Source organism: Affinirhizobium helianthi, from assembly GCF_042680945.1.
Classification (GTDB): Bacteria; Pseudomonadota; Alphaproteobacteria; order Rhizobiales; family Rhizobiaceae; genus Neorhizobium; species Neorhizobium helianthi.
The window spans coordinates 54,523-78,585 of the sequence record NZ_JBHUEQ010000023.1; the positions used below are offsets into that span (position 1 = coordinate 54,523).

The following is a 24,063-nucleotide window of genomic DNA, read 5'->3' on the forward strand; positions in this document are numbered from 1 at the left end:
ATGAAGAGGGCCTGGCTGTCACGCCTTCTGGAGCAATCTCTGTTCCAAGGCAGGCTTGTGTTCTTCCGCCAGAATGCCGCTGGTTTTCAGCAGCGAGGCGAACCGGCCACCCATGGCGCTCAGCTCATCGAAGGTGCCTTTTTCGATGATGCGGCCATGATCGAGGAACAGCACCATATCGGCATCGCGAATGGTCGAAAGACGGTGGGCGATAATGAAGGTGGTGCGGTTCTGGCGAAGCCGGTCGATGGCTTCCTTCACACGCTGTTCCGTTTCCACGTCGAGTGCCGATGTTGCCTCGTCCAGCACCAGGATAGGTGCGTTCTTCAGGATGGCGCGGGCAATGGCGATACGCTGGCGCTCACCACCGGAAAGGCGGTTGCCGCGTTCGCCCACTTCCGTCTCATAGCCTGCAAGACGGCTTTCGATGAAGTCGGTTGCGGCTGCGGCTTCTGCGGCGGCGACAACATCATCGTCTGTTGCACCTTCACGGCCCAGGCGGATGTTGTCGCTGATCGAGCGGTTCAACAGGCCCGCATCCTGAAAGACCGTGGCGATGGAGTGGCGTAGCGAGCGGCGTGTGACGGTGGCGATATTGGTGCCGTCGATCAGGATTGAGCCCTGTTGCGGATCGTAGACGCGTTGCAACAGGTTGATGAGCGTGGTCTTGCCAGCGCCTGTCGGGCCGACAATGGCAATCGTCTGCCCCGCCTTGGCGGTGAAGGATACATCCCTCACGCCCTGCGTGGTATTGGCGAAATCGAAGGACACGTCGCGGAATTCGACCTCGCCGCGCACGGCACCCAGTTCACCCGCATTGGCAGGCTCTTCGCGCTCCTTCACGGCATCTTCCAGACGGAAGAAATCTTCCAGTTTGGAACGCGCTTCGAAAATCTGCGTGGCGAACTGACGAAGCAGATCGAGGCGGCCGATGAGCAGGTTGGCAAAGCCGATGAAGGCGATGATATCGCCCACCCTGATCTCGCCATTGCGGACGAGAACGATGCCGATGACGAGGATGATGAGCATCGAAACGGTAGATGCGGTGCGGTTCAGGGCACTTGCCAAGGCCCACCAGTCAAGAACCGGAAACTGTGCAGACAGCAAGCGTTCCGTATAGCCCTTGAGAGCCTTGGTTTCCGCCTCGATGCGATTATAGCTATGCAACACCGTCACGTTGCTGATCGAATCGCTGACATGCGAGAAGACCGTGTGATAATGGCCTTCCACAGAGGCTTGCCCTTCCTTCGTGCGGTTCATCACCACCCGTCCGATGATCCAGTAAAGGATACTGAGCACGACGAGGACGGAGCTGAGGCGCCAATCCATGGAGAAGGCTGTCGGGATCAGCAGCACGAGTGCCACGATGGTGGCCAGATGCGTGCGCATGAATTCGAGCCAGAGACCGAACAGCGTTTCGCTGGCGCGCAACAGAGTGTGCAGCGCGTTGGAGGTTCCGCGCTGGTGATGCCAGGAAAGCGGCATGGAAATAATGCGCCCGAAGGCTTCCGTCAGAAGCGAAGCCCGCCGGCCATGGGCCAGGCGATCGGCCTCGCGCGCCACCAGAACGTAGGCGATCGTGTTGAAAATGCCGAAGCCAACCCACATCAGCAAAATCGGCGTCACATCCCCTTGGGAGGAAATGGCATCGATAATGCGGCCGAACAGGATGGGTTCCGCAATCGTGATGACGGCGAGAACGATGTTGGCGATCACCACCATCGAAACGCGAATGCGGTGTGCGCCCAGATATTTCAAAGCGCGCGCATAGACTTGAATCAGGCTCACGACCTTACCTCATGCTGATCTTTTCGTTCCTGCATAGCAGATGCGACCTGTATGCAGTGTGAACGCGCACCAGCCATGGTATTGAGTGAGCAGAACTGGCGGCACGGGAGAAGGCAAATGGGTTAGTTCTGAAAATAAGCAACGGTTTTGCAACCTTGCGTAAACTAAGTTCAGGCAATCCGCCTGAATGAGTATGAAACATACGACTTGCTGGATTTGGAGCCGGTAGTTGCTGGCGGGGGGACTGGGTGAATATTCACTCGATAATACAGTTTCTGGCATTGGCGCATGAGGTAGAGTCCGAGGCGGAGCTTGTCGGCGAGTTGGAGTCGCTGCTGGCTCGATACGGATTCATGAATTACGGTCTGTGGTTCCACCACAAGGTTTTTGCCGATTGGAGCGATACGATGCTCATCGGGCAGTGGCCGAATGGCTGGCGGCGCCATTATGCCGATCGAAAATATGCGACCATCGATCCTTTGCGGCGCATGTTGGCCGTTACGCAGCGCCCCTTTCGTTGGCGCGATGCCATTGCAGCCTACAGCGAGGATCCCTACCGCAAGAGAGCCCTGCGGCTTTTGCGGGATGCAGCCCGCAACGGCTTGCATGATGGCTATGTTTTCCCGATCTACGGACGCACCGGGCTTCTGGGAATCCTGAACCTCTCCGGTCAGGCGGTGGATCTGTCTGCTGCGGAGATATGCCTGTTTGACACTGTTGCACGCAAGGTTTTGTGGAGACTGCTGGAGCTGCGCGGAACGGCGAGCGATCTTGAAAAGACCCTGGCTGTCGAGGCGGAGCTGACGCAGCGCCAGATGGAAGTGCTGCGCCTGTTATCGGACGGTCTCACATCCAATGAAATCGCCAAGGCTCTCCAGATTTCCAATCACACCGTGGATTGGTACATCAATGTGATCCAGGAAAAGTTCAACGCCCGCAACCGGCAGCACGTCATCGCGCTGGCTTTCCGTTCGGGTCTCGTAACCTGACATCTGGCTGACATATTTTAGTCTATGCCGCTTTTGGGAAATTGCCATTCCCGAAAATGACGCTAATGTTCTTCGCGGGTGCAGCATTTGCCGCGCCGCGATGGATCTGCGTGCCCACTTGCGACACCGCTGCAAGGCCGCAGATAGAATGATAGCGCTGAGGGGGATAGCTTTTGCAAATCAGGAAGATTCTTGTCGCCAACCGTTCCGAAATTGCCATTCGCGTGTTTCGCGCCGCCAACGAACTTGGCATCAAAACGGTCGCCATCTGGGCTGAGGAAGACAAACTTTCCCTGCATCGCTTCAAGGCCGATGAGAGTTATCAGGTCGGGCGCGGTCCCCATCTGAAGCGCGATCTCGGACCCATCGAAAGCTATCTTTCCATTCCCGAAGTCATTCGCGTTGCCAAGCTTTCCGGCGCGGATGCCATCCACCCCGGCTATGGCCTCCTGTCCGAGAGCCCGGAATTTGTGGATGCGTGTCGCGAGGCGGGGATCATCTTCATCGGCCCGACCGGCGATACCATGCGCCAGCTGGGCAACAAGGTTGCCGCCCGCAATCTGGCCATTTCCGTCGGCGTTCCGGTCGTTCCGGCCACCGAGCCTCTGCCGGACGATATGGATGCGGTCAGAAAGATGGCGGCAGAGATCGGCTATCCGGTGATGTTGAAAGCCTCCTGGGGCGGTGGCGGTCGCGGCATGCGCGTCATTCGTTCCGAGGCAGATCTTGCAAAGGAAGTGACCGAGGCCAAGCGCGAAGCCATGGCTGCCTTCGGCAAGGATGAAGTCTATCTCGAAAAGCTGGTTGAACGTGCCCGCCACGTGGAGAGCCAAATCCTTGGCGATACGCACGGCAATGTCGTTCATTTGTTTGAGCGTGACTGCTCCATCCAGCGCCGCAACCAGAAGGTCGTGGAACGCGCACCGGCTCCTTACCTTTCAGAAGCACAGCGCCAGGAACTGGCAGGCTATTCGCTCAAGATTGCGCAAGCCACGAATTACATTGGCGCCGGCACTGTCGAATATCTTATGGATGCCGATACGGGCAAATTCTACTTCATTGAAGTGAACCCGCGCATTCAGGTCGAGCATACGGTGACGGAAGTCGTGACCGGCATCGATATCGTCAAGGCACAGATTCACATCCTGGAAGGAGCTGCCATCGGCACACCGGAATCGGGCGTTCCGAGTCAGGACAACATCCGCCTCAATGGCCATGCTCTCCAGTGCCGTATCACGACGGAAGACCCGGAACAGAACTTCATCCCCGACTATGGGCGCATTACTGCCTATCGTTCAGCGGCAGGCTTTGGAATTCGTCTGGATGGCGGTACTGCTTACACTGGCGCGATCATTACCCGCTATTACGATCCGCTATTGGTGAAAGTCACGGCATCGGGCGGCAGTCCTCAGGAAGCGATCAGCCGCATGGACCGCGCCTTGCGTGAATTCCGTATACGCGGCGTGGCGACGAACCTCACCTTCCTGGAAGCCATTATCGGACATCCAAGCTTCCGCGATAATTCCTATACCACCCGCTTTATTGATACGACGCCGGAGCTTTTCCAGCAGGTCAAGCGGCAGGATCGCGCCACCAAGCTTCTGACCTATCTGGCGGATGTGACCGTCAATGGCCATCCGGAAACCAAGGGTCGGCCCACGCCATCCGATAAGGCACCAAAGCCTGTCGTGCCATATATCGAAGGCGATGTGCGGCCCGGCACCAAGCAGAAGCTCGATGAGTTGGGGCCGAAGGGCTTTGCTGAATGGATGCGCAATGAAAAGCGCGTGCTGCTGACTGACACGACCATGCGCGACGGTCACCAGTCGCTGCTGGCAACGCGCATGCGCACTTTCGATATTGCTCGCATTGCGCCGGTCTATGCGAAAGCGCTGCCCAACCTCTTCTCACTGGAATGCTGGGGTGGCGCGACCTTCGATGTGTCCATGCGCTTCCTCACTGAAGATCCGTGGGAGCGTCTGGCTCTGATCCGCGAGGGCGCGCCGAACTTTTTGCTTCAAATGCTGCTGCGCGGCGCAAACGGCGTCGGCTACACCAATTATCCGGACAATGTCGTGAAGTACTTTGTCCGTCAGGCGGCCAAGGGCGGCATCGATCTCTTCCGCGTGTTCGATTGCCTCAACTGGGTGGAGAACATGCGTGTCTCCATGGATGCCATCCAGGAAGAGAACAAGCTCTGCGAGGCAACGATCTGCTACACCGGCGATCTGTTGAACAGCGCGCGTCCGAAATACGACCTGAAATATTATGTCGCGCTGGCGGAGGAACTGGAAAAGGCGGGCGCGCATATCATCGCGCTCAAGGATATGGCGGGCCTGCTGAAGCCTGCCGCTGCACGCGTGCTGTTCAAGGCTCTGCGCGAAGCGACAAGCCTGCCGATCCATTTCCACACGCATGACACGTCAGGGATTGCGGCGGCGACGGTTCTCGCTGCCATCGATTCCGGCGTGGATGCGGTCGATGCCGCAATGGATGCCTTCTCCGGCAACACCTCGCAGCCCTGCCTTGGCTCGATTGTCGAGGCACTCTCCGGCACGGAGCGCGATTCCGGCCTCGATCCGGAATGGATCCGCCGTATCTCCTTCTATTGGGAAGCGGTGCGCCATCAATATGCGGCCTTCGAAAGCGACCTCAAGGGGCCAGCGTCTGAAGTTTACTTGCATGAAATGCCGGGCGGCCAGTTCACCAACCTCAAGGAACAGGCCCGTTCTCTCGGTCTCGAGACCCGCTGGCACGAGGTGGCGCAGACCTATGCGGACGTGAACCAGATGTTCGGCGATATCGTGAAGGTCACGCCGTCTTCCAAGGTTGTCGGCGATATGGCGCTGATGATGGTGAGCCAGGACCTGACGGTCGAGGATGTCGAAAATCCGGGCCGCGACATCGCCTTCCCGGATTCGGTAGTCTCCATGCTGCGCGGCGATCTGGGCCAGCCTCCGGGCGGATGGCCGGAAGCCTTGCAGAAGAAGGCGCTGAAGGGCGAAAAGCCCTATACGGTGCGCCCCGGTTCGCTACTCAAGGAAGCAGATCTCGATGCAGAGCGTAAAGTGATTGAGGAGAAGCTTGGCCGCTCCGTCGATGACTTCGAATTCGCCTCCTACCTCATGTATCCGAAGGTCTTCACCGATTTTGCGCTGGCCTCCGATACTTATGGTCCGGTTTCGGTTCTGCCGACGCCCGCCTACTTCTATGGCATGGCGGATGGCGAGGAGTTGTTTGCCGATATCGAACGGGGCAAGACGCTGGTGATCGTCAATCAGGCAGCCAGTGCGCCGGATGCGCAAGGTCTGGTCACAGTGTTCTTCGAGTTGAACGGCCAGCCGCGCCGAATCAAGGTGCCGGATCGCAGTCGAGCCGCAACCTCTGTCGCACGCCGCAAGGCAGAAGCAGGCAATGCCGCGCAACTTGGCGCACCGATGCCGGGTGTCATCTCGCGCGTCTTTGTTTCTTCCGGTCAGAAGGTGAAGGCCGGCGATGTGCTGCTTTCCATCGAAGCCATGAAGATGGAAACGGCGCTTCATGCGGAAAAGGACGGCGAAGTGCTGGAGGTTGCCGTGAAGGCTGGCGACCAGATCGACGCCAAGGATCTGCTGATCGTCTACGCGGGTTGAGTGACGCTCACCTGTAGATGTTGAGGTCGGGGTGATAACCCCCTCTGCCTTGCCGATCTTCCCTTGAGGGGGGAGATGTCCGGCAGGATAGAGGGGGGTAGACTACATGCCCGTCGTCTGAGCAGCTGTGACGCTTGCCACAAAGCGGCGTGTGCGCTCCTCACGCGGCTGCTGGAATATGTCGGAAGCGGTTCCGCTTTCCACCACGCGACCTGCTTCCAGGAAAACAACACGATTGGCGATGCTAGAGGCCAGCCGCAAGTCGTGCGTTGCCATCACCATGGTTGTGCCTTCGGCTGCCAGCTTCGCCAGCACATCCACCACTTCCGCCGCCAGTTCCGGGTCCAGTGCTGAGGTTGGCTCATCGCACAGAAGAACGCGCGGAGAGGGGGCAAGTGCGCGGGCAATCGCCACGCGTTGCTGCTGCCCACCGGAAAGTGTGGAGGGCCAGGCATCCGCCTTATGTGCCATCCCGACCTTCGTCAGAAGCTCCATGGCGTGCTGACGCGCCTTTTCCTTCTGCCAACCCAAGACCGTCACCAGACTTTCCATGACGTTCTGCAGCGCCGTCTGATGCGGGAAAAGCTGGAAGTTCTGGAACACCATTCCGGTTTGACGCCGGATACGCTGGATCGATTGCCACGGCGTTTTCTGGCCGGGCGTGAAGCTCAAGGTTTCCGGACCCAAAGCAAGGCTGCCGGAGGTCGGAACTTCCAGAAGGTTGATGCAGCGCAGAAGCGTGCTCTTGCCGCCGCCGGACGGGCCGACGAGGGCTGTTACGCTGCCTTCCGCCATCGACAGGCTGATATCCTTCAGAATGACGGCATCGCCGAAGCGCTTTTCGATCTGGGTCAGTTCAATCATGCATTGGCCTCCATCATGCCGCCGTAGCGGGCAAAGCGTTTTTCCAGCCGCGCCTGCAGTTGCGATAGCACCGTGCTGAGCGCCAGATAGATCAAGGCTGCCTGAATATAGAGAATGAGAGGTTCATAGGTGGTCGCCACGATACGCTGGGCCGCCTGGAACAGTTCCGGCACCGTGATCGCGGCAGCCAGAGATGTGTCCTTTACCAGCGAGATGAAGGTATTCGAGAGCGGCGGAACTGCGACACGTGTTGCCTGCGGCAGAATGGTGCGGATCATCGCCTGCCGCCATGACATGCCGATCGAATAGGCCGCTTCCCACTGGCCTTTCGGCACGGAGGAAATCACCGCCCGGATGATTTCGGAGCTGTAGGCCCCGATGTTCAGCGTGAAGCCGATCAGCGCCGCCGGAAACGCATCCAGCAGAATGCCGATGCTCGGCAGGCCGTAGAAGATTACGAACAGCTGGACAAGCAGCGGCGTGCCCCGGATTACCCAGACATAGAAGCGGGCAATGGCGGAAACGGGCTTGGGCGCAAAGAGCCGGGCCAGCGCTGTCAGAAGACCAAGCGCAAGGCCAAAGGTGAAGGAAAGAAGGGTCAGCGGAATTGTGAACCTCACGCCTGCCCAAAGCAGGGAGGGAAGCGAATCCGCCATCAATTGTAGCCAGTGCGGCACGTTGTGGTCTCCTTGCAAAAAGGCGGATGCCGCTGCCGGCTCCGCCTTGTCGCTGAATATGATGCCTATTTCAGAAAGAAAACAGCAGATGTGGAATTACTTCGAAACATCCTGGCCGAAGTATTTTTCGGAAATCTTGGCATAGGTGCCGTCTGCCTTGATCTCCGCCAGGGCCTTGTTGATCGCTTCCAGCAGTTCCGGTTCACCCTTGCGGATGATGATACCGGAGTAATCCGCATTGGCCTGTTCTGCGACGATCTTCACCGGGGCATTTGGCTTCTGCTTCTTGAAGTCGAGGAAGGAGAGGCTGTCGTTGACGGTGGCATCCGCACGGCGCGTCAGAACGAGCTGTATCGACTGGTCGAAGCCATCGGTGCCCACGAGTTCAGCGCCCGCTTCCTGTGCCAGCTTGCCGAAGTTGCTGGTGAGGGACTGAGCAGACTTCTTGCCCTTCAGGTCTGCGAAAGACTTGATGGAATCATCGCCTTCGCGAACAATCAGCACCGCTTTGGAGGCGATATAGGGCTCGGAGAAATCATATTTCTGCTTGCGCGCCTCGGTAATGCCCACCTGGTTGATGACTGCGTCGTAACGCTTGGCATCGAGGCCGGCGATCAGGCCATCCCACTTGCCTTCGATGAACTCGGCCTTCACGCCGATCTTCTGTGCGACGGCTTCGCCGATTTCAACGTCAAACCCGACCAGCTTGCCGGAGGCATCGTGGAAGGTAAACGGCGCGTAGGTGCCTTCGGTGCCGATTTTCAGCGCGCCCGCCTTCTTGATGGCGTCCAGATTTTCGCCCGCAAGCGCCGGGCCGAAGGTGGCTGCCTGAAGTGCGATTACGGCAGCAAGAGCTTTGAGAAGCTTCATTTTTGTTCTCCTTGGATGAAGTTGCGCATCTTTCCCACAAAGGCGTGGCGATTGCTGCATTCAAAACTGCGTTTGAGATAGGCAAACGCAAATATTTTTCCATGCGCTTTCCATTTATGAGATTCAGCCGAAGAAAGCCCTGCCATCGGCTTGCTTCTCCACTATATCGTGTTTACGCATGTTTTTGCGTGTTCATGCACGATTCGGAGGTGCCATGTCTGAACTCATGCTGCCGGAGCGGCAGGAACGGATTCGCCAGCGGCTTTCCCGCGAGGGGCGTGTGGTGGCAGCGATGCTGGCAGAGGAGTTCGGCGTTTCCGAAGATACGATCCGGCGTGACCTTCGGGAAATGGCTGCGGCAGGTCTTTGTGAAAGGGTTTATGGCGGGGCTCTTTTGGTGGGCAAGGGGCGTGCAAGCCTCTCCCAGCGGGCGGCCATCGATCAGCACGGCAAGCGTGCGCTCGCCCGTGAACTGGCCGGTATGATCGAGCCGCGTGCCACGGTGTTTTTCGATGCCGGGAGCACCAATCTTCTGGTTGCGGAATGTCTCGCCGACGATCTCATCTTTACGGCCATCACCAATGCGCCAGCCATTGCCGTGGCCCTGGCGGATAAGCCCTCTGTCGAAACCATTCTGGTCGGCGGCAGCGTGGATCGTATCGTCGGCGGCGCGCTTGGTGCGCAGGCGGTCGCGGAGATTGGCTTGTTGACCATCGATCTCTGTCTCATTGGAATCTGCGGTTATGATGAAGAGGGCAGGCTCTCGGCCCATAATCATGAAGATGCGCTGTTCAAGCGTGCCCTGGTTCGCCACAGCAAGCAGGTGGCGACAGCCGTTTCGAGCGAAAAATTCGCCACACCGGCCCCCTTCACCATTGCGGTTGCAGGTCAATATCAGCGTCTGGTCGTGGAGGAGGGGGTGGACCCCGCTCATCTTGAACCTGCCCGTCGAGCTGGTTGCCAGATCACTGTTGCCCGAAGTTAACAAGAAAGCCTGACATGAACGAGATATCCGCTTCTCCCTTGAGTGATGGTCGTGCACCCATTGTCACCCGCGAACGTGTGGCCGTGGCGCTGATGTTCCTGATGAACGGCTTTCTGGTGGGCGCCTGGGCACCGAAAATTCCCGAATTCGCCAGCCGTCTTTCGCTGAGTGAAAGCGCGCTGGGCCTGATGATCCTTACTTTCGGTCTCGGTTCCATCACGCTCATGCCTGTAGCAGGCATGCAGATTGCCCGTTTCGGCTCAACCTGGGTCACGCGGGTGGCGGCAGTCATGGCGCTTCCGACCTTGCTGTTGCTATCCCTTGTCAACTCGGTTTGGACAGCCGCTATCGCCATCTTTCTGTTCGGTGGCTTGATCGGAGCCATGGATGTGGCGATGAATGCCAATGCGGTGGCGACGGAAAAGCATATGCGCCGCTCCATCATGTCGTCGTGCCACGCCTTCTGGAGCCTCGGCGGCTTGATTGGTGCGGCAACCGGCGGTCTTTTAATTGCCTGGGTGGGCGTCCTTGGTCACGCTGCCTTTGCAACGGTTTTTGCGGCGGCGGCTGTCGTCATCGGCTGGCCCCTGCTTTTGACGGACAAGCCGCATCCTGAGGAAGCCAAGCAGAAGGTGCGCCTGCCCATGACGCCGCTTCCCTGGCTGCTGGGGCTGATGGCGCTGTTTTCCATGGTGCCGGAAGGGGCGGTGCTCGATTGGGGCGCGCTTTACCTTCGTAATGAGCTGGGAGCTTCAGTCCAGCTTTCAGGCTTTGCCTATGCGGCCTTCTCTCTCACCATGGCGGTCATGCGCTTTGCAGGCGATATCGTGCGAGATCGTCTGGGGGCGGTGCGCACGCTGCGCATCTGCACGGCGACGGCGATCCTCGGTCTTTTCATCGCTGGCTTCGCGCCGAATGCGACCGTCGTCATCATCGGCTTTGCCATTGCCGGTATCGGAATCTCCAACATGGTGCCGATTGCCTTTTCTGCAGCTGGCAATCTGCCGGGCATGGCGCAGGGTATCGGACTTTCTGTTGTCACAACCATGGGCTATTCCGGCATTCTGGTTGCGCCCTCTGCCATCGGCTTCATTGCCGAGCGGGTGGGGCTGGCCGTGGTCTTTGCCTCTCTGCCGCTTCTGCTCATTGTCGTGCTTCTCCTGTCGGGTCTGGCGCGCCATGCGGATGGAAATGGGGCAGGCGGCCACTGAATGTGATCGGCGACGGGTGTTGACAAGCACCCGTGCTTGATCCACCTGAAAGGCACTTTTTCTTGCAAAGGTGATCCCATGTCTTCCGCTTACGATCCGAAGCCTCGCCGCGCCTCCGTTGCCGTCGATGTGGGGGGTGTCATCGTCGGGGGTGGCGCGCCTGTCGTGGTGCAATCCATGACCAATACCGACACCGCCGATATCGATGCGACCGTTGCGCAGGTTGCTTCCCTTCATCGCGCCGGTTCGGAAATCGTGCGCATTACGGTTGATCGTGATGAAAGTGCTGCCGCCGTTCCGAGAATCCGCGATCGCCTTCTGCGTCTTGGTATCGACGTACCGCTGGTCGGCGATTTTCACTATATCGGCCACAGGCTGCTGTCCGATCATCCTGACTGTGCGGAAGCTCTGGCGAAATACCGCATCAATCCGGGCAATGTCGGCTTCAAGGACAAGAAGGACAAGCAGTTCGCCGATATCATCGAAATGGCGATCCGCTATGACAAGCCTGTTCGCATCGGCGTGAACTGGGGGTCGCTGGATCAGGACCTGCTGACGCGCCTGATGGATGAGAACCAGGCCAAGGGTTCGCCGCTGTCTGCCCGCGAAGTCATGCATGAGGCGATCTGCCAGTCGGCGCTTCTTTCTGCCCAGCTGGCGGAGGAGATCGGCTTGCCGCGCAACCGCATCATCCTGTCTGCGAAGGTCAGTCAGGTTCAGGATCTGATCGCGGTTTATTCCATGCTGGCTGAACGCTCGGATCATGCACTGCATCTGGGTCTGACCGAAGCGGGCATGGGTACCAAGGGCATTGTCGCCTCGTCTGCCGCCATGGGCTATGTGCTCCAGCACGGCATTGGCGATACCATTCGCGTATCCTTGACGCCGGAGCCGAACGGCGACCGCACCCGCGAAGTTCAGGTGGCGCAGGAGCTGCTACAGGTCATGGGGTTCCGCCAGTTCGTGCCGGTGGTTGCCGCCTGTCCCGGTTGCGGACGGACCACCTCTACCGTCTTCCAGGAACTCGCCCAGCGCATCCAGGATGATATTCGCAAGAACATGCCGGTCTGGCGTGAGAAATATCCGGGTGTTGAAGGCCTGAACGTCGCGGTCATGGGCTGCATCGTCAACGGTCCGGGGGAAAGCAAACATGCCGATATCGGCATATCCCTTCCCGGTACTGGCGAAACGCCGGCTGCTCCTGTCTTCATCGATGGGCAGAAGGCGCTGACGCTGCGTGGCCCCAATATCGCGTCCGATTTCGAGGCCCTGGTGATCGACTATATCGAGAAGCGCTTCGGCCAGAAAAGCGCCGCTGCAGAATGATTTTTTTGTGAGCGGGATAGCTCCTCGCTCTTGCCTTAATTCATGGTAAAGGAATTGCCTCCACGACGACGGGGACAGACGATTCTATGCTGAAGAAAATCATTATTGTCGCGACATGCGCGACCTACCTCTCTGCCTGCACGACGACTGATCCCTATACGGGTCAGCAGAAGGTTTCCAACACCACCGGCGGTGCCGCGATCGGTGCCGGGCTTGGCGCTCTGGCCGGTCTTGCCGTAGGCGGCTCGCCCGTGGGGCGCCGTAATGCGGCCCTGATCGGCGCTGGCCTTGGCGCTTTGGCCGGTGGCGCTGTCGGCAACTATATGGACCAGCAGGAAAGCGAGCTGCGGGCCCAGCTGCAGGGCACGGGCATTTCGGTCACGCGCGTTGGCGACCGTATCATCTTGAACATGCCGTCGAACATCACCTTCCCGACCGATCAGGATCAGGTGTTGCCGGGCTTTTACCCGACGCTGGATTCGGTGGCGCTTGTGCTGAACAAGTTCAACCGCACGCTGATCGACGTGAATGGCCACACGGATTCGACCGGAAGTGCTGCGCATAACCAGGAGCTATCCGAGCGTCGTGCCGCCTCCGTTGCCAATTATCTCGGTGGCCGTGGTGTAGATCAGCGCCGCATGTCGACACTTGGCTTCGGGCCTTCGCAGCCTGTCGCTTCGAATGCGACACCGGCTGGACGCGCCCAGAACCGCCGTGTGGAAATTCAGATCGCTCCGATCACTCAGGGCTGATTTGCCGGGTTTCCGTGAGTTTGAAAGGCGTCGTGCAAACGGCGCCTTTTTTGTATCCGGCTTTTCCCGGTCAAAGGGCGCTGGAGATCATCTTGACTCCGGCAGCGCCGAAGAACAGGGCCATCAGCGCATCCAGCGGGCGTCGTGCGCTGCGGTAGAGGCTCACCGCGCGCTCCGTCGAGAACAGGAAGGCGTAGGACATAAAGACCGTAAAGCCCGTCAGCAGGCAGCCGCAGACCACTAGCGCAACCGAACCGGCGGACGCGCCCGGCGGAAGTCCCAGCGAAATCGTGGCCAGCCATCCGAAGATGGCCTTCGGATTGGTGAGATGGATGGCATAGCCGGTTAGATAGGTTCGTGAGAGCTTCTTCTCGCCGGTGTTTGTCTGCAGCTCTGTTCCGGAAAAACGGCGACCAAGGCTTTTGGCTGCCTTGAAGGCCAGATACAGCATGTACAGCCCCCCGACCACCTTCAGGATCTGTAGTACTTCGCCGTAACGGGTCAACACAGCAGCAAGACCCAGCGCCGCTGCCGTGGCCCAGGTGAAGGAACCGGTGAAAATGCCAAGCGCCATGATGATTGCGCGCTGGCGGCCTTCATTCATGGCGGTTCCCATGATGGCCAGGTTGGCCGGGCCGGGTGTGATGACCGCCACGATATAGACCGTATAGGCTGCCACCAGTTGCGGCCAATGCTGCATCAGTTCTGACATGGAAATCCTCCAGATAGCCACACCTTAGCGTGAGACCCGTGCCACGACACGCGACATTATCTGATGGGATTGCTCACCCGAATCGATGGATCGTCAGACGGTCAGTTCTTGCGGTTCGCCACGAAGCGGGCCGTCGCGATGAGCATTTCTGCCTTCTGGCCATAGGGTTGAAGCAGAGCAATTGCCTCCTGCACAAGCTGGTCGAGCCTCTGCTCCGCCCATGCCAGACCGTGACGGGCCACCAGTGTGGCCTTGCCGCGTCCTGCATCCTTGCCTGTTGCCTTGCCCATGGTCTCGGCATCGGAGGTCACATCCAGCACATCGTCGGCGATCTGGAAGGCGCTGCCAATGATTTCTCCAAAGCGGCGAAGGCGTTGACGATCCTCGGCGGGTGCTTCGCTCATGATTGGCCCTGCTTCGCAGGCAAACCGCAACAAGGCCCCCGTTTTCATGGATTGCAGCAGCACAACGCCCTCTTCATCGGGCGCTTTGGTCTCGGCCGCCAGATCCAGCGCCTGTCCGCCTGCCATGCCGCCAATGCCTGCGGCGCGTGACAGTGCGAGAACCAGCTGAACCTTGGCCCTGTCGGCAATATCTGTCTCCGGTGCTGCGATAATATCGAAGGCCAGCGTCAGAAGGCTGTCGCCGGCCAGAATGGCGGTCGCTTCATCGAAGGCTTTGTGAACGGTTGGCAATCCGCGCCGCAGGTCGTCATCATCCATGGCCGGAAGATCGTCATGGATCAGCGAATAGCTGTGAAGACATTCGAGTGCTGCACCCACACGGGCCGCAGCCTGGGCATTGCCGCCGAAGAGGCTTGCGCTTTCCTGCACCAGGAAGGGCCGGAGGCGCTTTCCGCCATTCAAGGTTCCATGCCGCATGGCTGCCAGCAGATGCTGCGGGCGGGCAATCTCGTCCGTTTGTGTCCGGTCGGTCAAAAGCTGCCCGATGAGCCTTTCCATCGTGGCAGCGGATTGACGCAGGTGCTTGTCGAATTCAGCGGTATCGATCGTGCTCATGGCGGTTCATTTGCATGAGAGAACGGCAGAGGCAACGGAGTTTTACGAAAAAGGGCCGGTGAAAGCCCGTGTTGCGAGTAGCTTTCGGCCCATGCACTGGTTAAGAACGGTCTGGGCAGACACGAACGAGTATGAATGTTGGACATTAGACCTGACCAGCAGTCCGAAGATGAGGAGCAGCCGGTTGCGCGCGAAAGGCACCGTCTCCTGCATGGTTCGTGGCCCAGACGACTGCTGAAAGCCGCATTGGTGCTTCTGGCGCTGCCCTATGTGCTGGTGCTTCTTTACGCGCTTCCATTCGTCCGCCCGGTCTCAACCCTGATGTTTGCCGATCTGGCTCTTCTTCGCGGCTATGATCGGCAATGGGTTGCTTTCGACGATATTGCGCCGGTTCTGGTGCAGTCGGTCATGATGTCGGAGGATGGCCAGTTCTGCGCGCATGGCGGGGTGGATTGGGTGCAGATGCGCGGGGTTGTCGAGGATGCGCTGGATGGCGAAACGACCCGCGGCGCCAGCACGATCCCCATGCAGACGGCAAAGAACCTGTTTCTCTGGAATGGCAGGTCCTTCATTCGCAAAGGCATGGAATTGCCTCTGGCGCTTTGGGCCGATCTCGTCTGGTCAAAGCGCCGAACCATGGAAATCTATCTCAATGTCGCCGAATGGGGCCCTGGCATTTATGGCATCGAGGCGGCGGCCAGGCACTATTTCAAGGTTCCTGCCAGCAAGCTGAGTCGCAGACAGTCGGCGCTTCTGGCGGTGGCGCTGCCCAATCCCTTCACGCGCGTGGCCAGCCGTCCTGGTCGCGGCATGCAGCGGATTGCCGGTATTGTGGAGAGGCGCGCGCGGGGTGCTGGCGGCTACATCTCCTGCCTTTATGGCTGATTTCGCCATTTCACATTGGAAGTGACGGACGATTGCACTAGCCTGATCCATGTCTTGAGGATGGAGCAGATTATGGATGGGTTGAGGCTTTACATCGGCAACAAGAACTATTCCTCGTGGTCGTTGCGTCCCTGGATTGCCATGACGGCGGCAGGCATTGTTTTTGAGGAAGTTCTCATCCCCTTTGACGATGCAGGCGGAAACCCGAAGTTCAAGGAGTTCTCGCCCACCGGGAGGGTGCCGGTTCTCCAGCATGGGGCTCTGCATGTGTGGGAATCGCTGGCGATTATCGAATATGTGGCAGAGCTTTTTCCGGATGCCGGAATCTGGCCCTACGATCCGGCAGACCGCGCCATGGCCCGTTCAATTTCCATGGAGATGCTCTCCGGCTTCCGCGCCCTTCGTGGCGCATGCCCCATGAACATTCGTCGCGAGAAGCGCGCCATCGACCTGCCGGAAGGTGTGATGCAGGATGTTGGTCGCATCACCGAGATCTGGAAAACCATGCGCCAGCGCTCCAGAGGGCCGTTTCTGTTCGGGCCCTTTAGCGGAGCAGATGCCATGTTCGCGCCTGTCGTCAATCGGCTTGACGTTTACGATATTCCGGTAGATGAGAATGCGGAAGACTATATGGATGCCATGAAGGCTCATCCCGCATGGATTGCCTGGCGTGATGCCGCCCTGGCAGAAACCTGGGTGGTCCCCGCTGACGAGGCGTGAATCAGCCAGGGTATGCGAAAAAATCCCTGTGGGGACTGTTCAAAGCCGTCTGTGGCATGTATAAGCCCGGCAAATTTCCGAGATCGAGGCGGGTCATGTGCGGTCGAAACCGACCGACGACTTAAGCTTTGCACGCTATTTGGAGTAACGAAAATGGCAGTACCGAAGAGAAAAGTGAGCCCGTCGAAGCGCGGTATGCGCCGTTCGGCTGACGCCCTGAAGAACCCGACCTTCGTCGAAGACAAGAACTCCGGCGAACTGCGTCGTCCGCACCACATCGACCTGAAGACGGGCATGTATCGCGGTCGTCAGGTTCTGACGCCGAAGGAAAGCGCATAAGCTTTCCTTTCGCTTCAGCGATTGCTCAAGGGCTGGCGTTTCGCCGGCCTTTTTGCTTTTAAAGCGCCGTTATCTCCAGCGCAGTCGTCGAAAAAATAAAGGCCGGAAAAAATCCCGGCCTTTGTCAATGCGTTTTGACCCTAGAGCGCGAAATGCGCTCGAAGCGGCAGTTTTAGCGGCGAACCGTATTTGCCTCTGCAGCCGTTTCGCCCACCTGCATGGCGCGCATGAACGGCATCAGCTGCCACAGGGCAGAGAGGCCGACCAGAATGTAGACGATCCTCGACAATGTGGCCTCCTGGCCACCGAAGAGCGCTGCCACAAGGTCGAATTGGGCAAGGCCGACCAGCAGCCAGTTCAGGCCGCCGACGATGACGAGTAGAAGTGTGATCAGGTTGATGGCACGCATGTTTTTTCTCCTCTGTACATGCGACTAACCTGAAAACGGCACGACTGTTCCCGCCTGCGTTGACACGGAAACGTGACTATCCCTTTCAATAGCATGCCTGAAACGCAAAAAAACCGCAGCGGTCGGCTGCGGCTTTCATTGCAATCATCCGTTGCGGGATCAGGAGCCCATGCTGTCCAATCGGTTCTGAAGGCTGCGCAGCTGCTCCTTCAGTTCATCCAGATCACGCGGATCGGCACTCTTCTTGGCCTCGCCGGGCTGGCTTGCCGGCGCCGTGAAGGGCGAGAACATCTGCATGGCCTGGCGGAACATGTCGGTGTTGCGACGAACCTGCTCCTCCATCATCTGCATGGGCATTTGCAGGTTCTTGGTTAGCGGAGACTCACCCAGGGCGCGCGTCATGTGCTCACGCATCTGCGCCTGCTGATCGGCGAATGTTTTCATGGAATGTTCAAGGAAGGTCGGCACGACCATCTGCATCTGATCGCCGTAATAGGAAATCAACTGACGCAGAAAGGAGATGGGCAGAAGTGTATTGCCCGTCTTGGATTCCTGTTCGAAGATGATCTGGGTCAGCACGGAATGCGTGATGTCCTCGCCGCTTTTTGCATCCTGCACAATGAAGTCTTCACCGCGCTTGACCATCTGGGCAAGGTCTTCAAGCGTTACATATGTGCTTGTGCCTGTATTGTAGAGCCGGCGGTTGGCATATTTTTTTATGACAACTTCACCATCCGTCTTGGCCATATCTACCTCCTGATCCCGTCAATATGGTTCGTATTTCTTGCTCCCGGTGCGGGACATTACGCCCAAATCAACCGTGCTGACAATGACTTTTGTGCAATGCAAGAGCGCGGAAATTGTTGCGCCGCATCATGCTCATGCTGCACGGATTTGACAAAAGCCACGTAAATTCCTGTCGAGCTACCCTTTGACTTGCGTCGAAAGCTTTGCCAGTCTTTGGTGCAAAGAACCAAGGGATTCTGGAGGATACCCAATGAGCCAACCTTCCATCGTTATCGCATCTGCGGCCCGCACGGCCGTGGGTTCCTTCAATGGTGCATTTGCGAATGTGCCGGCCCACGAATTGGGCGCTGCAGCAATCAAGGCGGCGCTGGAACGCGCAAAGGTTGAAGCCGCCGAAGTGGACGAAGTCATTCTTGGGCAAGTGCTTCCGGCTGGCGAAGGCCAGAATCCGGCTCGCCAGGCTGCGATGAAGGCAGGCATTCCGCAGGAGAAGACTGCCTGGGGCCTCAATCAGCTGTGCGGCTCCGGTTTGCGCGCCGTGGCGCTCGGCATGCAGCAGATTGCGCTCGGGGATGCCAAGATCATCGTGGCGGGCGGCCAGGAATCCATGTCGATGGCTCCGCATTGCGCGCATCTTCGCAATGGCACCAAGATGGGTGACATGAAGATGATCGACACCATGATCAAGGACGGCCTGACGGACGCCTTTTATGGCTATCACATGGGCATCACGGCGGAGAATATCGCCCGTCAGTGGCAACTGTCCCGCGATGAGCAGGATCAGTTTGCTGTAAGCTCACAGAACAAGGCCGAGGCGGCCCAGAAGGCTGGCCATTTTGCCGATGAGATCGCGCCCTTTGTCATCAAGGGCCGCAAGGGCGATGTAACGGTCGATGCGGACGAATACATCCGCGCCGGTGCCACGCTGGAAAGCATGACGAAGCTTCGCCCTGCCTTCGACAAGGAAGGCACGGTCACGGCAGGCAATGCTTCCGGCATCAACGATGGTGCAGCGGTTGCCCTTCTGATGACCGAGGAGGAGGCTGCGCGCCGGGGTATCACCCCCATGGCTCGTATCGTGTCCTGGGCAACGGCTGGCGTTGATCCGCAGATCATGGGCACCGGGCCGATCCCGGCTTCCCGCCGCGCTCTGGAAAAGGCAGGCTGGTCCGTTGGCGACCTCGATCTCGTTGAAGCAAACGAAGCCTTTGCCGCGCAGGCCTGCGCCGTCAACAAGGACATGGCCTGGGATCCGTCCATCGTGAACGTGAACGGTGGTGCGATTGCCATCGGTCATCCCATTGGCGCGTCCGGCGCGCGCGTGCTGAACACGCTTTTGTTCGAGATGAAGCGCCGCAGCGCCAAAAAGGGCCTTGCCACGCTTTGCATCGGCGGCGGCATGGGCGTTGCCATGTGCTTTGAGGCTTTCTGATCGATTTTTCCGGTCGGGGATTTTTGAGAAGGCTCCAGGCGGGGCCTTCTCCACTACTGATAATTTTTAATCAGAAAATGCCTTTTTCGTCCGCGCGCGAGGCACGGACAGACCAACAGAGGGGGAAATGCAGCATGTCCAGAACTGCCTTGGTGACGGGTGGAACGCGAGGAATTGGTGCAGCCATTGCACTGGCCTTGAAAACGGCGGGCTATAAAGTTGCTGCCAACTATGCCGGCAATGAAGAGAAGGCCAATGCCTTTCGCGATGTGACCGGAATCCCTGTCTTCAAGTGGGATGTATCCTCCTACGAGGCCTGTGTGGATGGAATTGCCCGGGTGGAGTCCGAGCTTGGGCCGGTGGATGTCCTGGTCAACAATGCCGGTATCACGCGCGATGCCATGTTCCACAAGATGACCCCGGCGCAATGGGGTGAAGTCATCAACACGAACCTGACCGGTCTCTTCAATATGACGCATCCGGTCTGGTCGGGCATGCGCGACCGCAATTTCGGGCGCATCATCAATATCTCGTCCATCAACGGCCAGAAGGGCCAGATGGGGCAGGCGAATTATTCCGCCGCCAAGGCGGGCGATCTGGGTTTCACCAAGGCACTTGCTCAGGAAGGCGCGGCGAAAAACATTACCGTCAATGCCATCTGCCCGGGCTATATCGCCACAGAAATGGTCATGGCGGTGCCGGAAAAGGTAATGAACGAGCGTATCCTTCCGCAAATCCCGGTCGGCCGTCTCGGCCAGCCGGAAGAAATTGCTCGCTGCGTCGTCTTCCTTGCCTCAGATGAAGCTGGGTTCATCACTGGCTCGACGATCACAGCGAATGGCGGCCAATATTTCGTCTAATACATAAAAAGAAAGGCCGGTGCTGGACCGGCCTTTCCTTCAACTTCCCTCGAGAAGAAATTAGCGGCAACGCGCCTCGTAGGTGCGGCCATAACGGTCACGATAGACGCAGTAGCCCGGACGCTTCTGGGATTCGCCGATGGCTGCACCAACCAGACCGCCAGCAACGGCGCCAACTGCTGCGCCACCCCAGCTGTTGGAAACTGCACCGCCGATCACAGCGCCCGTACCGGCGCCAATGGCTGTGCCCCGTTCCGTCGTGGAGCACGATGCGAGCATGCCGACCATTGCGGCTGCGGCAAGAATCTTTTTCATGGTCTGGTTCCTTCCCTGTTAAACCTTGCTTCTGCCTAATGTCTTTAACGTCATTAAATCCTGCCCATCAGCAGCAGGACGATGATGATGAGCACAACGAGCCCAAGTCCGCCAGAGGGACCATATCCCCACCCGCGACTATATCCCCAGTTTGGCAGAGCACCGATCAAGAGGAGGATGAGTATCACGAGTAGAATTGTACCGAGCATATGGTCTCCGATGCAGGAAAAGGCGCTATGTTGTCCTTGCGGCACAAACGGAGCCCATGGCTTTTGGTTCCACGCATCATTTTCTTTTTCTTGAACTTCTTGCCATTTTTCTACCTTCCTGAAGAGTCTTGTCGGCCCCTTGCGAAACCGGGCCGCATCATGGCGCTGTGGTTGCGGGGCGTGAGGGTAAAACTTTGGCCCTTGCGGCATTTCCGCTTGCCATTCCGATCAGGGATCGCCATGTGTGGGTTCACGCCGGAAAGCCGGTGGCTCGAAGAGATGCGGATACAAGGCTTTGAATTCCCAGCCCATGATCTTGAGCGGTCGCGGCGTTACCGCGGTCCTCGGCCCTACCAATACTGGCAAGACGCACTATGCCATCGAGCGCATGGTGGCGCATGGTTCCGGGGTCATTGGCCTTCCCCTGCGTTTGCTGGCGCGTGAGGTCTATACGCGCCTTGTCGAGAAGGTCGGGCCAACGCATGTGGCGCTGGTCACGGGCGAGGAAAAGATTACTCCGCCCAATGCCCGTTTTTCCGTGTGCACCGTGGAAGCGATGCCGCGCGAAACCAAGGCAGCCTTCGTCGCTATCGATGAGGTGCAGCTGGCAGGCGATCTTGAGCGCGGCCATATTTTTACCGACCGTATTCTGCATTTGCGCGGCCGGGAGGAGACGCTTCTTCTCGGGGCTGGCACCATGCGCCCCATTCTGGAAAAATTGCTTCCGGGCATTACCGTTATCGAACGTCCGCGCCTGTCCACGCTTTTCTATGCCGGGCAGAAGAAGATAACGCGGCTGCCGCAGCGCTCTGCGATCGTCGCCTTCTCGGCGGATGAAGTTTACGCCATTGCCGAATTGATCCGGCGTCAGCGCGGCGGGGCGGCGGTGGTTCTCGGTGCGCTCAGTCCCCGCACCCGCAATGCGCAGGTTGGTCTCTATCAGTCGGGCGATGTCGAATATCTTGTGGCGACCGATGCCATCGGCATGGGTTTGAACCTCGATGTGGATCACGTCGCCTTCGCCCAGGATCGTAAATTCGACGGCTACCAGTTCCGCAACCTCAATCCGGGGGAGCTTGGGCAAATCGCCGGGCGTGCGGGGCGTCACCTGCGGGATGGCACGTTTGGCGTGACCGGGCAGGTCGCTCCTTTCGATGATGAGCTTGTCGAGCGAATCGAATCGCATCACTTCGATCAGGTGAAAGTGCTGCAATGGCGCTCGAAGGCGCTGGATTATTCGTCGCTGCGCAATCTGCGGGCGAGCCTCGATGTCGCGCCTGTCGTTGCGGGTCTGACGCGAGCCTTGCCCGCGACAGACAGCCAGGCACTTGATCATCTGTCGCGCTATCCGGAGATCGTCGATCTGGCGACAACGCCGGAACGGGTAGAAAAATTATGGGAGGCCTGTGCTCTTCCCGATTACAGGCGTATAACGCCTGCCCAGCATGCGGACCTGATTTCGACTATATTTTCGGATCTGGTGCGAATCGGCTGGGTGAATGAAGATTTCATGGCCGAACAGGTGAAGCGCGCCGACCGCACGGATGGAGAGATCGATACTCTCTCGGCGCGCATTGCCCAGATTCGGACATGGACGTATGTATCCAACCGGCCCGGTTGGCTGGCGCATCCGACACACTGGCAAGAAAAGACTCGGGAAATCGAGGATAGGTTGTCGGACGCGCTGCATGAAAGGTTGACGAAACGCTTTGTTGATCGCAGGACATCTGTGCTCATGAAGCGCCTGAGAGAGAATGCGATGCTGGAAGCTGAAATCAGTGTGAATGGAGATGTCTTCGTCGAGGGACATCACGTCGGTCAACTAGCCGGTTTCCGGTTTACGCCGATCGCGGGCACGGAAGGTCCGGATGCCAAGGCGATCCAGGGCGCAGCGCAAAAGGCGCTGGCGCTGGAATTCGAGGCGCGGGCTGCCCGCCTCTATGCCTGTGGCAACAACGATCTGGCCATTGGCTCGGACGGTTCGATCCGTTGGCTGGGTGAGCCTGTCGCAAAGCTTTCGGCCAGCGATCACATCATGCATCCGCGCGTCATCCTGCTGTCAGATGAACAGCTGACTGGCAATGCTCGTGATCATGTCGCTGCCCGTCTGGAGCGCTTCGTCAATCACCATATCGCCACCGTGCTGAAGCCTCTGGATGATCTGTCGCGTGCGGAAGATCTGCAGGGTCTGGCGAAGGGCCTGGCCTTCCAGCTGGTGGAAAATCTCGGAATTCTCTTCCGCCGCGATGTTGCAGACGATGTGAAGTCGCTGGATCAGGATGCACGCGCCTCCATGCGCCGCTACGGCATCCGCTTCGGCGCTTACCACATCTTCATGCCTGCGCTGTTGAAGCCTGCACCGGCTGAACTCATCACGCTGCTCTGGGCTCTCAAGAACGATGGCCTGGACAAGCCGGGCTACGGCGATCTCATTCCGGCTCTGGCCGCCGGCCGCACATCCGTCGTGACAGATCCAACCTTCGAGCGGACATTCTACAAGCTGGCAGGCTTCCGCTTCCTCGGAAAGCGCGCCGTGCGCGTGGATATTCTGGAGCGTCTGGCGGATCTGATCCGTCCGCTCCTGCAGTGGAAGCCGGGAACGACGCCTCGTCCGGAAGGGGCCTATGATGGCCGCCGTTTCACGACCACGACTGCCATGCTCTCCATTCTCGGCGCAACGCCAGACGATATGGAAGAAATCCTGAAGGGTCTTGGTTACCGCGCAGACGCAGTCAGCCCGGAAGAGGCGCAGGCTCACCTTGCCAGCCAGCAGCCTGCATCCGCCGATGCATCTGCCGCAGAGCCTGCGGAAGGCGACGCCACGGCTGACTCCGATGCGTCTTCAGATGAGAATGTCTCCGCAAACGAGGCTCCGACGCAGGTGGAAGCTCAGGTTGTTGAAGCTGCTCACGCAGAGGCAGGCGAGGTGACCGCATCCGAGGAGCCGAAGCCGGTTCTTCTGTGGCGTCCGGGCGGCGGGCGTTCCGAGAACCAGCGCGGTGCACGTCCGCAGGGCGACCGTCGTGGTCAGGGACAAGGTCAGCAGCGTCAGGGCGAAGGTCGTCGCGACCAGCGTAATGGCGGCGAACGTGGCGAGCAGGGCAATCGCAACAACCGCGACGGCGGCAAGCCGAACCGCGATCGTAATGATCGCCGTGCGGAGGGCCGCAACGAGCGTCCGCGCAATGAGCGTCAGGATCGGGGCGGCAAAACGCCGCAACCGGCTCGCTTCGAAGCAAAGCCGCCGCGCAAGGAGAAGCCGATGGATCCGGATTCGCCTTTCGCAAAGCTGGCTGCACTGAAAGAGCAGATGAAGAAGTAA

General features: G+C 58.8%; 23 protein-coding genes. 12 read left to right on the top strand and 11 right to left on the bottom strand.

The features are described 5' to 3' along the window. Window positions 1–18: 18 nt before the first annotated feature. On the bottom strand, window positions 19–1,788 hold the full coding sequence (locus ACFSE1_RS12405) for a glucan ABC transporter ATP-binding protein/ permease (RefSeq protein ID WP_377401581.1): 1,770 nt from the start codon (window positions 1,786–1,788) through the stop codon (window positions 19–21). A gap of 248 nt (window positions 1,789–2,036) precedes the next feature. Between ACFSE1_RS12405 and ACFSE1_RS12410 the strand changes: the two genes are divergently transcribed. Further along, window positions 2,037–2,777 carry a helix-turn-helix transcriptional regulator gene (locus ACFSE1_RS12410; protein ID WP_377401584.1) on the top strand — a complete coding sequence of 247 codons (741 nt, stop codon included), beginning with the start codon at window positions 2,037–2,039 and terminating at the stop codon, window positions 2,775–2,777. A gap of 173 nt (window positions 2,778–2,950) precedes the next feature. Next, window positions 2,951–6,409, top strand: a complete 3,459-nt coding sequence (pyc, locus tag ACFSE1_RS12415; protein ID WP_377401587.1) for a pyruvate carboxylase — start codon at window positions 2,951–2,953, stop codon at window positions 6,407–6,409. Between the two features lie 102 nt (window positions 6,410–6,511). Here pyc and ACFSE1_RS12420 read toward each other — a convergent pair whose 3' ends face one another. From ACFSE1_RS12420 to ACFSE1_RS12435, 4 genes are all read right to left on the bottom strand, one after another. Continuing rightward, window positions 6,512–7,273, bottom strand: a complete 762-nt coding sequence (locus ACFSE1_RS12420) for an amino acid ABC transporter ATP-binding protein (protein WP_377401589.1) — start codon at window positions 7,271–7,273, stop codon at window positions 6,512–6,514. Further along, the gene (locus ACFSE1_RS12425) at window positions 7,270–7,950 is read right to left on the bottom strand and encodes an amino acid ABC transporter permease (RefSeq protein ID WP_377401592.1); all 681 of its coding nucleotides are present in this window, start codon (window positions 7,948–7,950) and stop codon (window positions 7,270–7,272) included. Before ACFSE1_RS12425 ends, ACFSE1_RS12420 begins: the two co-directional genes overlap by 4 nt. A gap of 96 nt (window positions 7,951–8,046) precedes the next feature. Next, window positions 8,047–8,820 carry an amino acid ABC transporter substrate-binding protein gene (locus ACFSE1_RS12430; protein ID WP_377401595.1) on the bottom strand — a complete coding sequence of 258 codons (774 nt, stop codon included), beginning with the start codon at window positions 8,818–8,820 and terminating at the stop codon, window positions 8,047–8,049. Beyond that, window positions 8,817–8,966, bottom strand: a complete 150-nt coding sequence (locus ACFSE1_RS12435) for a hypothetical protein (RefSeq protein WP_377401598.1) — start codon at window positions 8,964–8,966, stop codon at window positions 8,817–8,819. Before ACFSE1_RS12435 ends, ACFSE1_RS12430 begins: the two co-directional genes overlap by 4 nt. Before the next feature lie 68 nt (window positions 8,967–9,034). On the opposite strand from ACFSE1_RS12435, the gene ACFSE1_RS12440 reads away from it, so the two are divergent. From ACFSE1_RS12440 to ACFSE1_RS12455, 4 genes are all read left to right on the top strand, one after another. Beyond that, window positions 9,035–9,805, top strand: coding sequence for a DeoR/GlpR family DNA-binding transcription regulator (locus ACFSE1_RS12440; RefSeq protein ID WP_377401601.1), 771 nt, complete (start codon window positions 9,035–9,037; stop codon window positions 9,803–9,805). Window positions 9,806–9,819: 14 nt separating this feature from the next. Then, window positions 9,820–11,016 carry an MFS transporter gene (locus ACFSE1_RS12445; RefSeq protein WP_377401604.1) on the top strand — a complete coding sequence of 399 codons (1,197 nt, stop codon included), beginning with the start codon at window positions 9,820–9,822 and terminating at the stop codon, window positions 11,014–11,016. Between the two features lie 78 nt (window positions 11,017–11,094). Beyond that, window positions 11,095–12,342: a flavodoxin-dependent (E)-4-hydroxy-3-methylbut-2-enyl-diphosphate synthase gene (gene ispG, locus ACFSE1_RS12450; protein ID WP_377401607.1), complete on the top strand. Its 1,248-nt coding sequence runs from the start codon at window positions 11,095–11,097 to the stop codon at window positions 12,340–12,342. An 86-nt stretch (window positions 12,343–12,428) separates the two neighbouring features. Beyond that, window positions 12,429–13,094, top strand: coding sequence for a YiaD family glycine zipper/OmpA-like lipoprotein (locus tag ACFSE1_RS12455; RefSeq protein ID WP_377401610.1), 666 nt, complete (start codon window positions 12,429–12,431; stop codon window positions 13,092–13,094). A 70-nt stretch (window positions 13,095–13,164) separates the two neighbouring features. Here ACFSE1_RS12455 and ACFSE1_RS12460 read toward each other — a convergent pair whose 3' ends face one another. Beyond that, window positions 13,165–13,806, bottom strand: a complete 642-nt coding sequence (locus ACFSE1_RS12460; protein WP_377401613.1) for a LysE family translocator — start codon at window positions 13,804–13,806, stop codon at window positions 13,165–13,167. A 101-nt stretch (window positions 13,807–13,907) separates the two neighbouring features. Next, window positions 13,908–14,768, bottom strand: a complete 861-nt coding sequence (locus ACFSE1_RS12465) for a polyprenyl synthetase family protein (RefSeq protein ID WP_377402194.1) — start codon at window positions 14,766–14,768, stop codon at window positions 13,908–13,910. Between the two features lie 195 nt (window positions 14,769–14,963). On the opposite strand from ACFSE1_RS12465, the gene mtgA reads away from it, so the two are divergent. From mtgA to rpmF, 3 genes are all read left to right on the top strand, one after another. Further along, a complete protein-coding gene (gene mtgA, locus ACFSE1_RS12470; protein ID WP_377402197.1) occupies window positions 14,964–15,710 on the top strand; it encodes a monofunctional biosynthetic peptidoglycan transglycosylase in 747 nt (248 codons plus the stop codon). Between the two features lie 72 nt (window positions 15,711–15,782). Further along, window positions 15,783–16,430 carry a glutathione S-transferase family protein gene (locus tag ACFSE1_RS12475; protein WP_377401616.1) on the top strand — a complete coding sequence of 216 codons (648 nt, stop codon included), beginning with the start codon at window positions 15,783–15,785 and terminating at the stop codon, window positions 16,428–16,430. A 153-nt stretch (window positions 16,431–16,583) separates the two neighbouring features. After that, a complete protein-coding gene (gene rpmF, locus ACFSE1_RS12480) occupies window positions 16,584–16,769 on the top strand; it encodes a 50S ribosomal protein L32 (RefSeq protein ID WP_377401619.1) in 186 nt (61 codons plus the stop codon). Window positions 16,770–16,941: 172 nt separating this feature from the next. On the opposite strand, the gene ACFSE1_RS12485 is transcribed toward rpmF, so the two are convergent. Both ACFSE1_RS12485 and phaR read right to left on the bottom strand, forming a co-directional pair. Continuing rightward, entirely contained in the window at window positions 16,942–17,178 is a 237-nt protein-coding gene (locus tag ACFSE1_RS12485) for a DUF378 domain-containing protein (protein ID WP_377401622.1), read from the bottom strand. 159 nt (window positions 17,179–17,337) lie between these two features. Continuing rightward, window positions 17,338–17,925 (bottom strand): polyhydroxyalkanoate synthesis repressor PhaR, encoded by a 588-nt coding sequence (phaR, locus tag ACFSE1_RS12490; protein ID WP_377401625.1) that lies wholly within the window; start codon window positions 17,923–17,925, stop codon window positions 17,338–17,340. Between the two features lie 250 nt (window positions 17,926–18,175). Here phaR and ACFSE1_RS12495 point away from each other — a divergent pair, with 250 nt between their 5' ends. Together ACFSE1_RS12495 and phbB are read left to right on the top strand one after the other, a co-directional pair. Next, the gene (locus ACFSE1_RS12495) at window positions 18,176–19,357 is read left to right on the top strand and encodes an acetyl-CoA C-acetyltransferase (protein WP_377401628.1); all 1,182 of its coding nucleotides are present in this window, start codon (window positions 18,176–18,178) and stop codon (window positions 19,355–19,357) included. A gap of 134 nt (window positions 19,358–19,491) precedes the next feature. Next, on the top strand, window positions 19,492–20,217 hold the full coding sequence (gene phbB / locus ACFSE1_RS12500; protein ID WP_377401631.1) for a beta-ketoacyl-ACP reductase: 726 nt from the start codon (window positions 19,492–19,494) through the stop codon (window positions 20,215–20,217). A gap of 60 nt (window positions 20,218–20,277) precedes the next feature. Here phbB and ACFSE1_RS12505 read toward each other — a convergent pair whose 3' ends face one another. After that, on the bottom strand, window positions 20,278–20,532 hold the full coding sequence (locus ACFSE1_RS12505; protein WP_377401634.1) for a YMGG-like glycine zipper-containing protein: 255 nt from the start codon (window positions 20,530–20,532) through the stop codon (window positions 20,278–20,280). Between the two features lie 53 nt (window positions 20,533–20,585). Beyond that, complete coding sequence (locus ACFSE1_RS12510; RefSeq protein WP_377401637.1) at window positions 20,586–20,741, bottom strand: DUF3309 family protein; 156 nt, start codon at window positions 20,739–20,741, stop codon at window positions 20,586–20,588. Window positions 20,742–21,051: 310 nt separating this feature from the next. Here ACFSE1_RS12510 and ACFSE1_RS12515 point away from each other — a divergent pair, with 310 nt between their 5' ends. Next, the gene (locus ACFSE1_RS12515) at window positions 21,052–24,063 is read left to right on the top strand and encodes a helicase-related protein (protein WP_377402201.1); all 3,012 of its coding nucleotides are present in this window, start codon (window positions 21,052–21,054) and stop codon (window positions 24,061–24,063) included.

Excerpts from the sequence above, each read along its gene's own strand:
- ACFSE1_RS12420 (WP_377401589.1), bottom strand. The coding sequence starts at position 7,273 with ATGATTGAACTGACCCAGATCGAAAAGCGCTTCGGCGATGCCGTCATT.
- ACFSE1_RS12430 (WP_377401595.1), bottom strand. The coding sequence starts at position 8,820 with ATGAAGCTTCTCAAAGCTCTTGCTGCCGTAATCGCACTTCAGGCAGCC.
- ACFSE1_RS12435 (WP_377401598.1), bottom strand. The coding sequence starts at position 8,966 with ATGGCAGGGCTTTCTTCGGCTGAATCTCATAAATGGAAAGCGCATGGA.
- ACFSE1_RS12440 (WP_377401601.1), top strand. The coding sequence starts at position 9,035 with ATGTCTGAACTCATGCTGCCGGAGCGGCAGGAACGGATTCGCCAGCGG.
- ACFSE1_RS12445 (WP_377401604.1), top strand. The coding sequence starts at position 9,820 with ATGAACGAGATATCCGCTTCTCCCTTGAGTGATGGTCGTGCACCCATT.
- ispG (WP_377401607.1), top strand. The coding sequence starts at position 11,095 with ATGTCTTCCGCTTACGATCCGAAGCCTCGCCGCGCCTCCGTTGCCGTC.
- ACFSE1_RS12455 (WP_377401610.1), top strand. The coding sequence starts at position 12,429 with ATGCTGAAGAAAATCATTATTGTCGCGACATGCGCGACCTACCTCTCT.
- ACFSE1_RS12460 (WP_377401613.1), bottom strand. The coding sequence starts at position 13,806 with ATGTCAGAACTGATGCAGCATTGGCCGCAACTGGTGGCAGCCTATACG.
- ACFSE1_RS12465 (WP_377402194.1), bottom strand. The coding sequence starts at position 14,768 with ATGGAAAGGCTCATCGGGCAGCTTTTGACCGACCGGACACAAACGGAC.
- ACFSE1_RS12475 (WP_377401616.1), top strand. The coding sequence starts at position 15,783 with ATGGATGGGTTGAGGCTTTACATCGGCAACAAGAACTATTCCTCGTGG.
- rpmF (WP_377401619.1), top strand. The coding sequence starts at position 16,584 with ATGGCAGTACCGAAGAGAAAAGTGAGCCCGTCGAAGCGCGGTATGCGC.
- ACFSE1_RS12485 (WP_377401622.1), bottom strand. The coding sequence starts at position 17,178 with ATGCGTGCCATCAACCTGATCACACTTCTACTCGTCATCGTCGGCGGC.
- phaR (WP_377401625.1), bottom strand. The coding sequence starts at position 17,925 with ATGGCCAAGACGGATGGTGAAGTTGTCATAAAAAAATATGCCAACCGC.
- ACFSE1_RS12495 (WP_377401628.1), top strand. The coding sequence starts at position 18,176 with ATGAGCCAACCTTCCATCGTTATCGCATCTGCGGCCCGCACGGCCGTG.
- phbB (WP_377401631.1), top strand. The coding sequence starts at position 19,492 with ATGTCCAGAACTGCCTTGGTGACGGGTGGAACGCGAGGAATTGGTGCA.
- ACFSE1_RS12505 (WP_377401634.1), bottom strand. The coding sequence starts at position 20,532 with ATGAAAAAGATTCTTGCCGCAGCCGCAATGGTCGGCATGCTCGCATCG.
- ACFSE1_RS12510 (WP_377401637.1), bottom strand. The coding sequence starts at position 20,741 with ATGCTCGGTACAATTCTACTCGTGATACTCATCCTCCTCTTGATCGGT.
- ACFSE1_RS12515 (WP_377402201.1), top strand. The coding sequence starts at position 21,052 with ATGATCTTGAGCGGTCGCGGCGTTACCGCGGTCCTCGGCCCTACCAAT.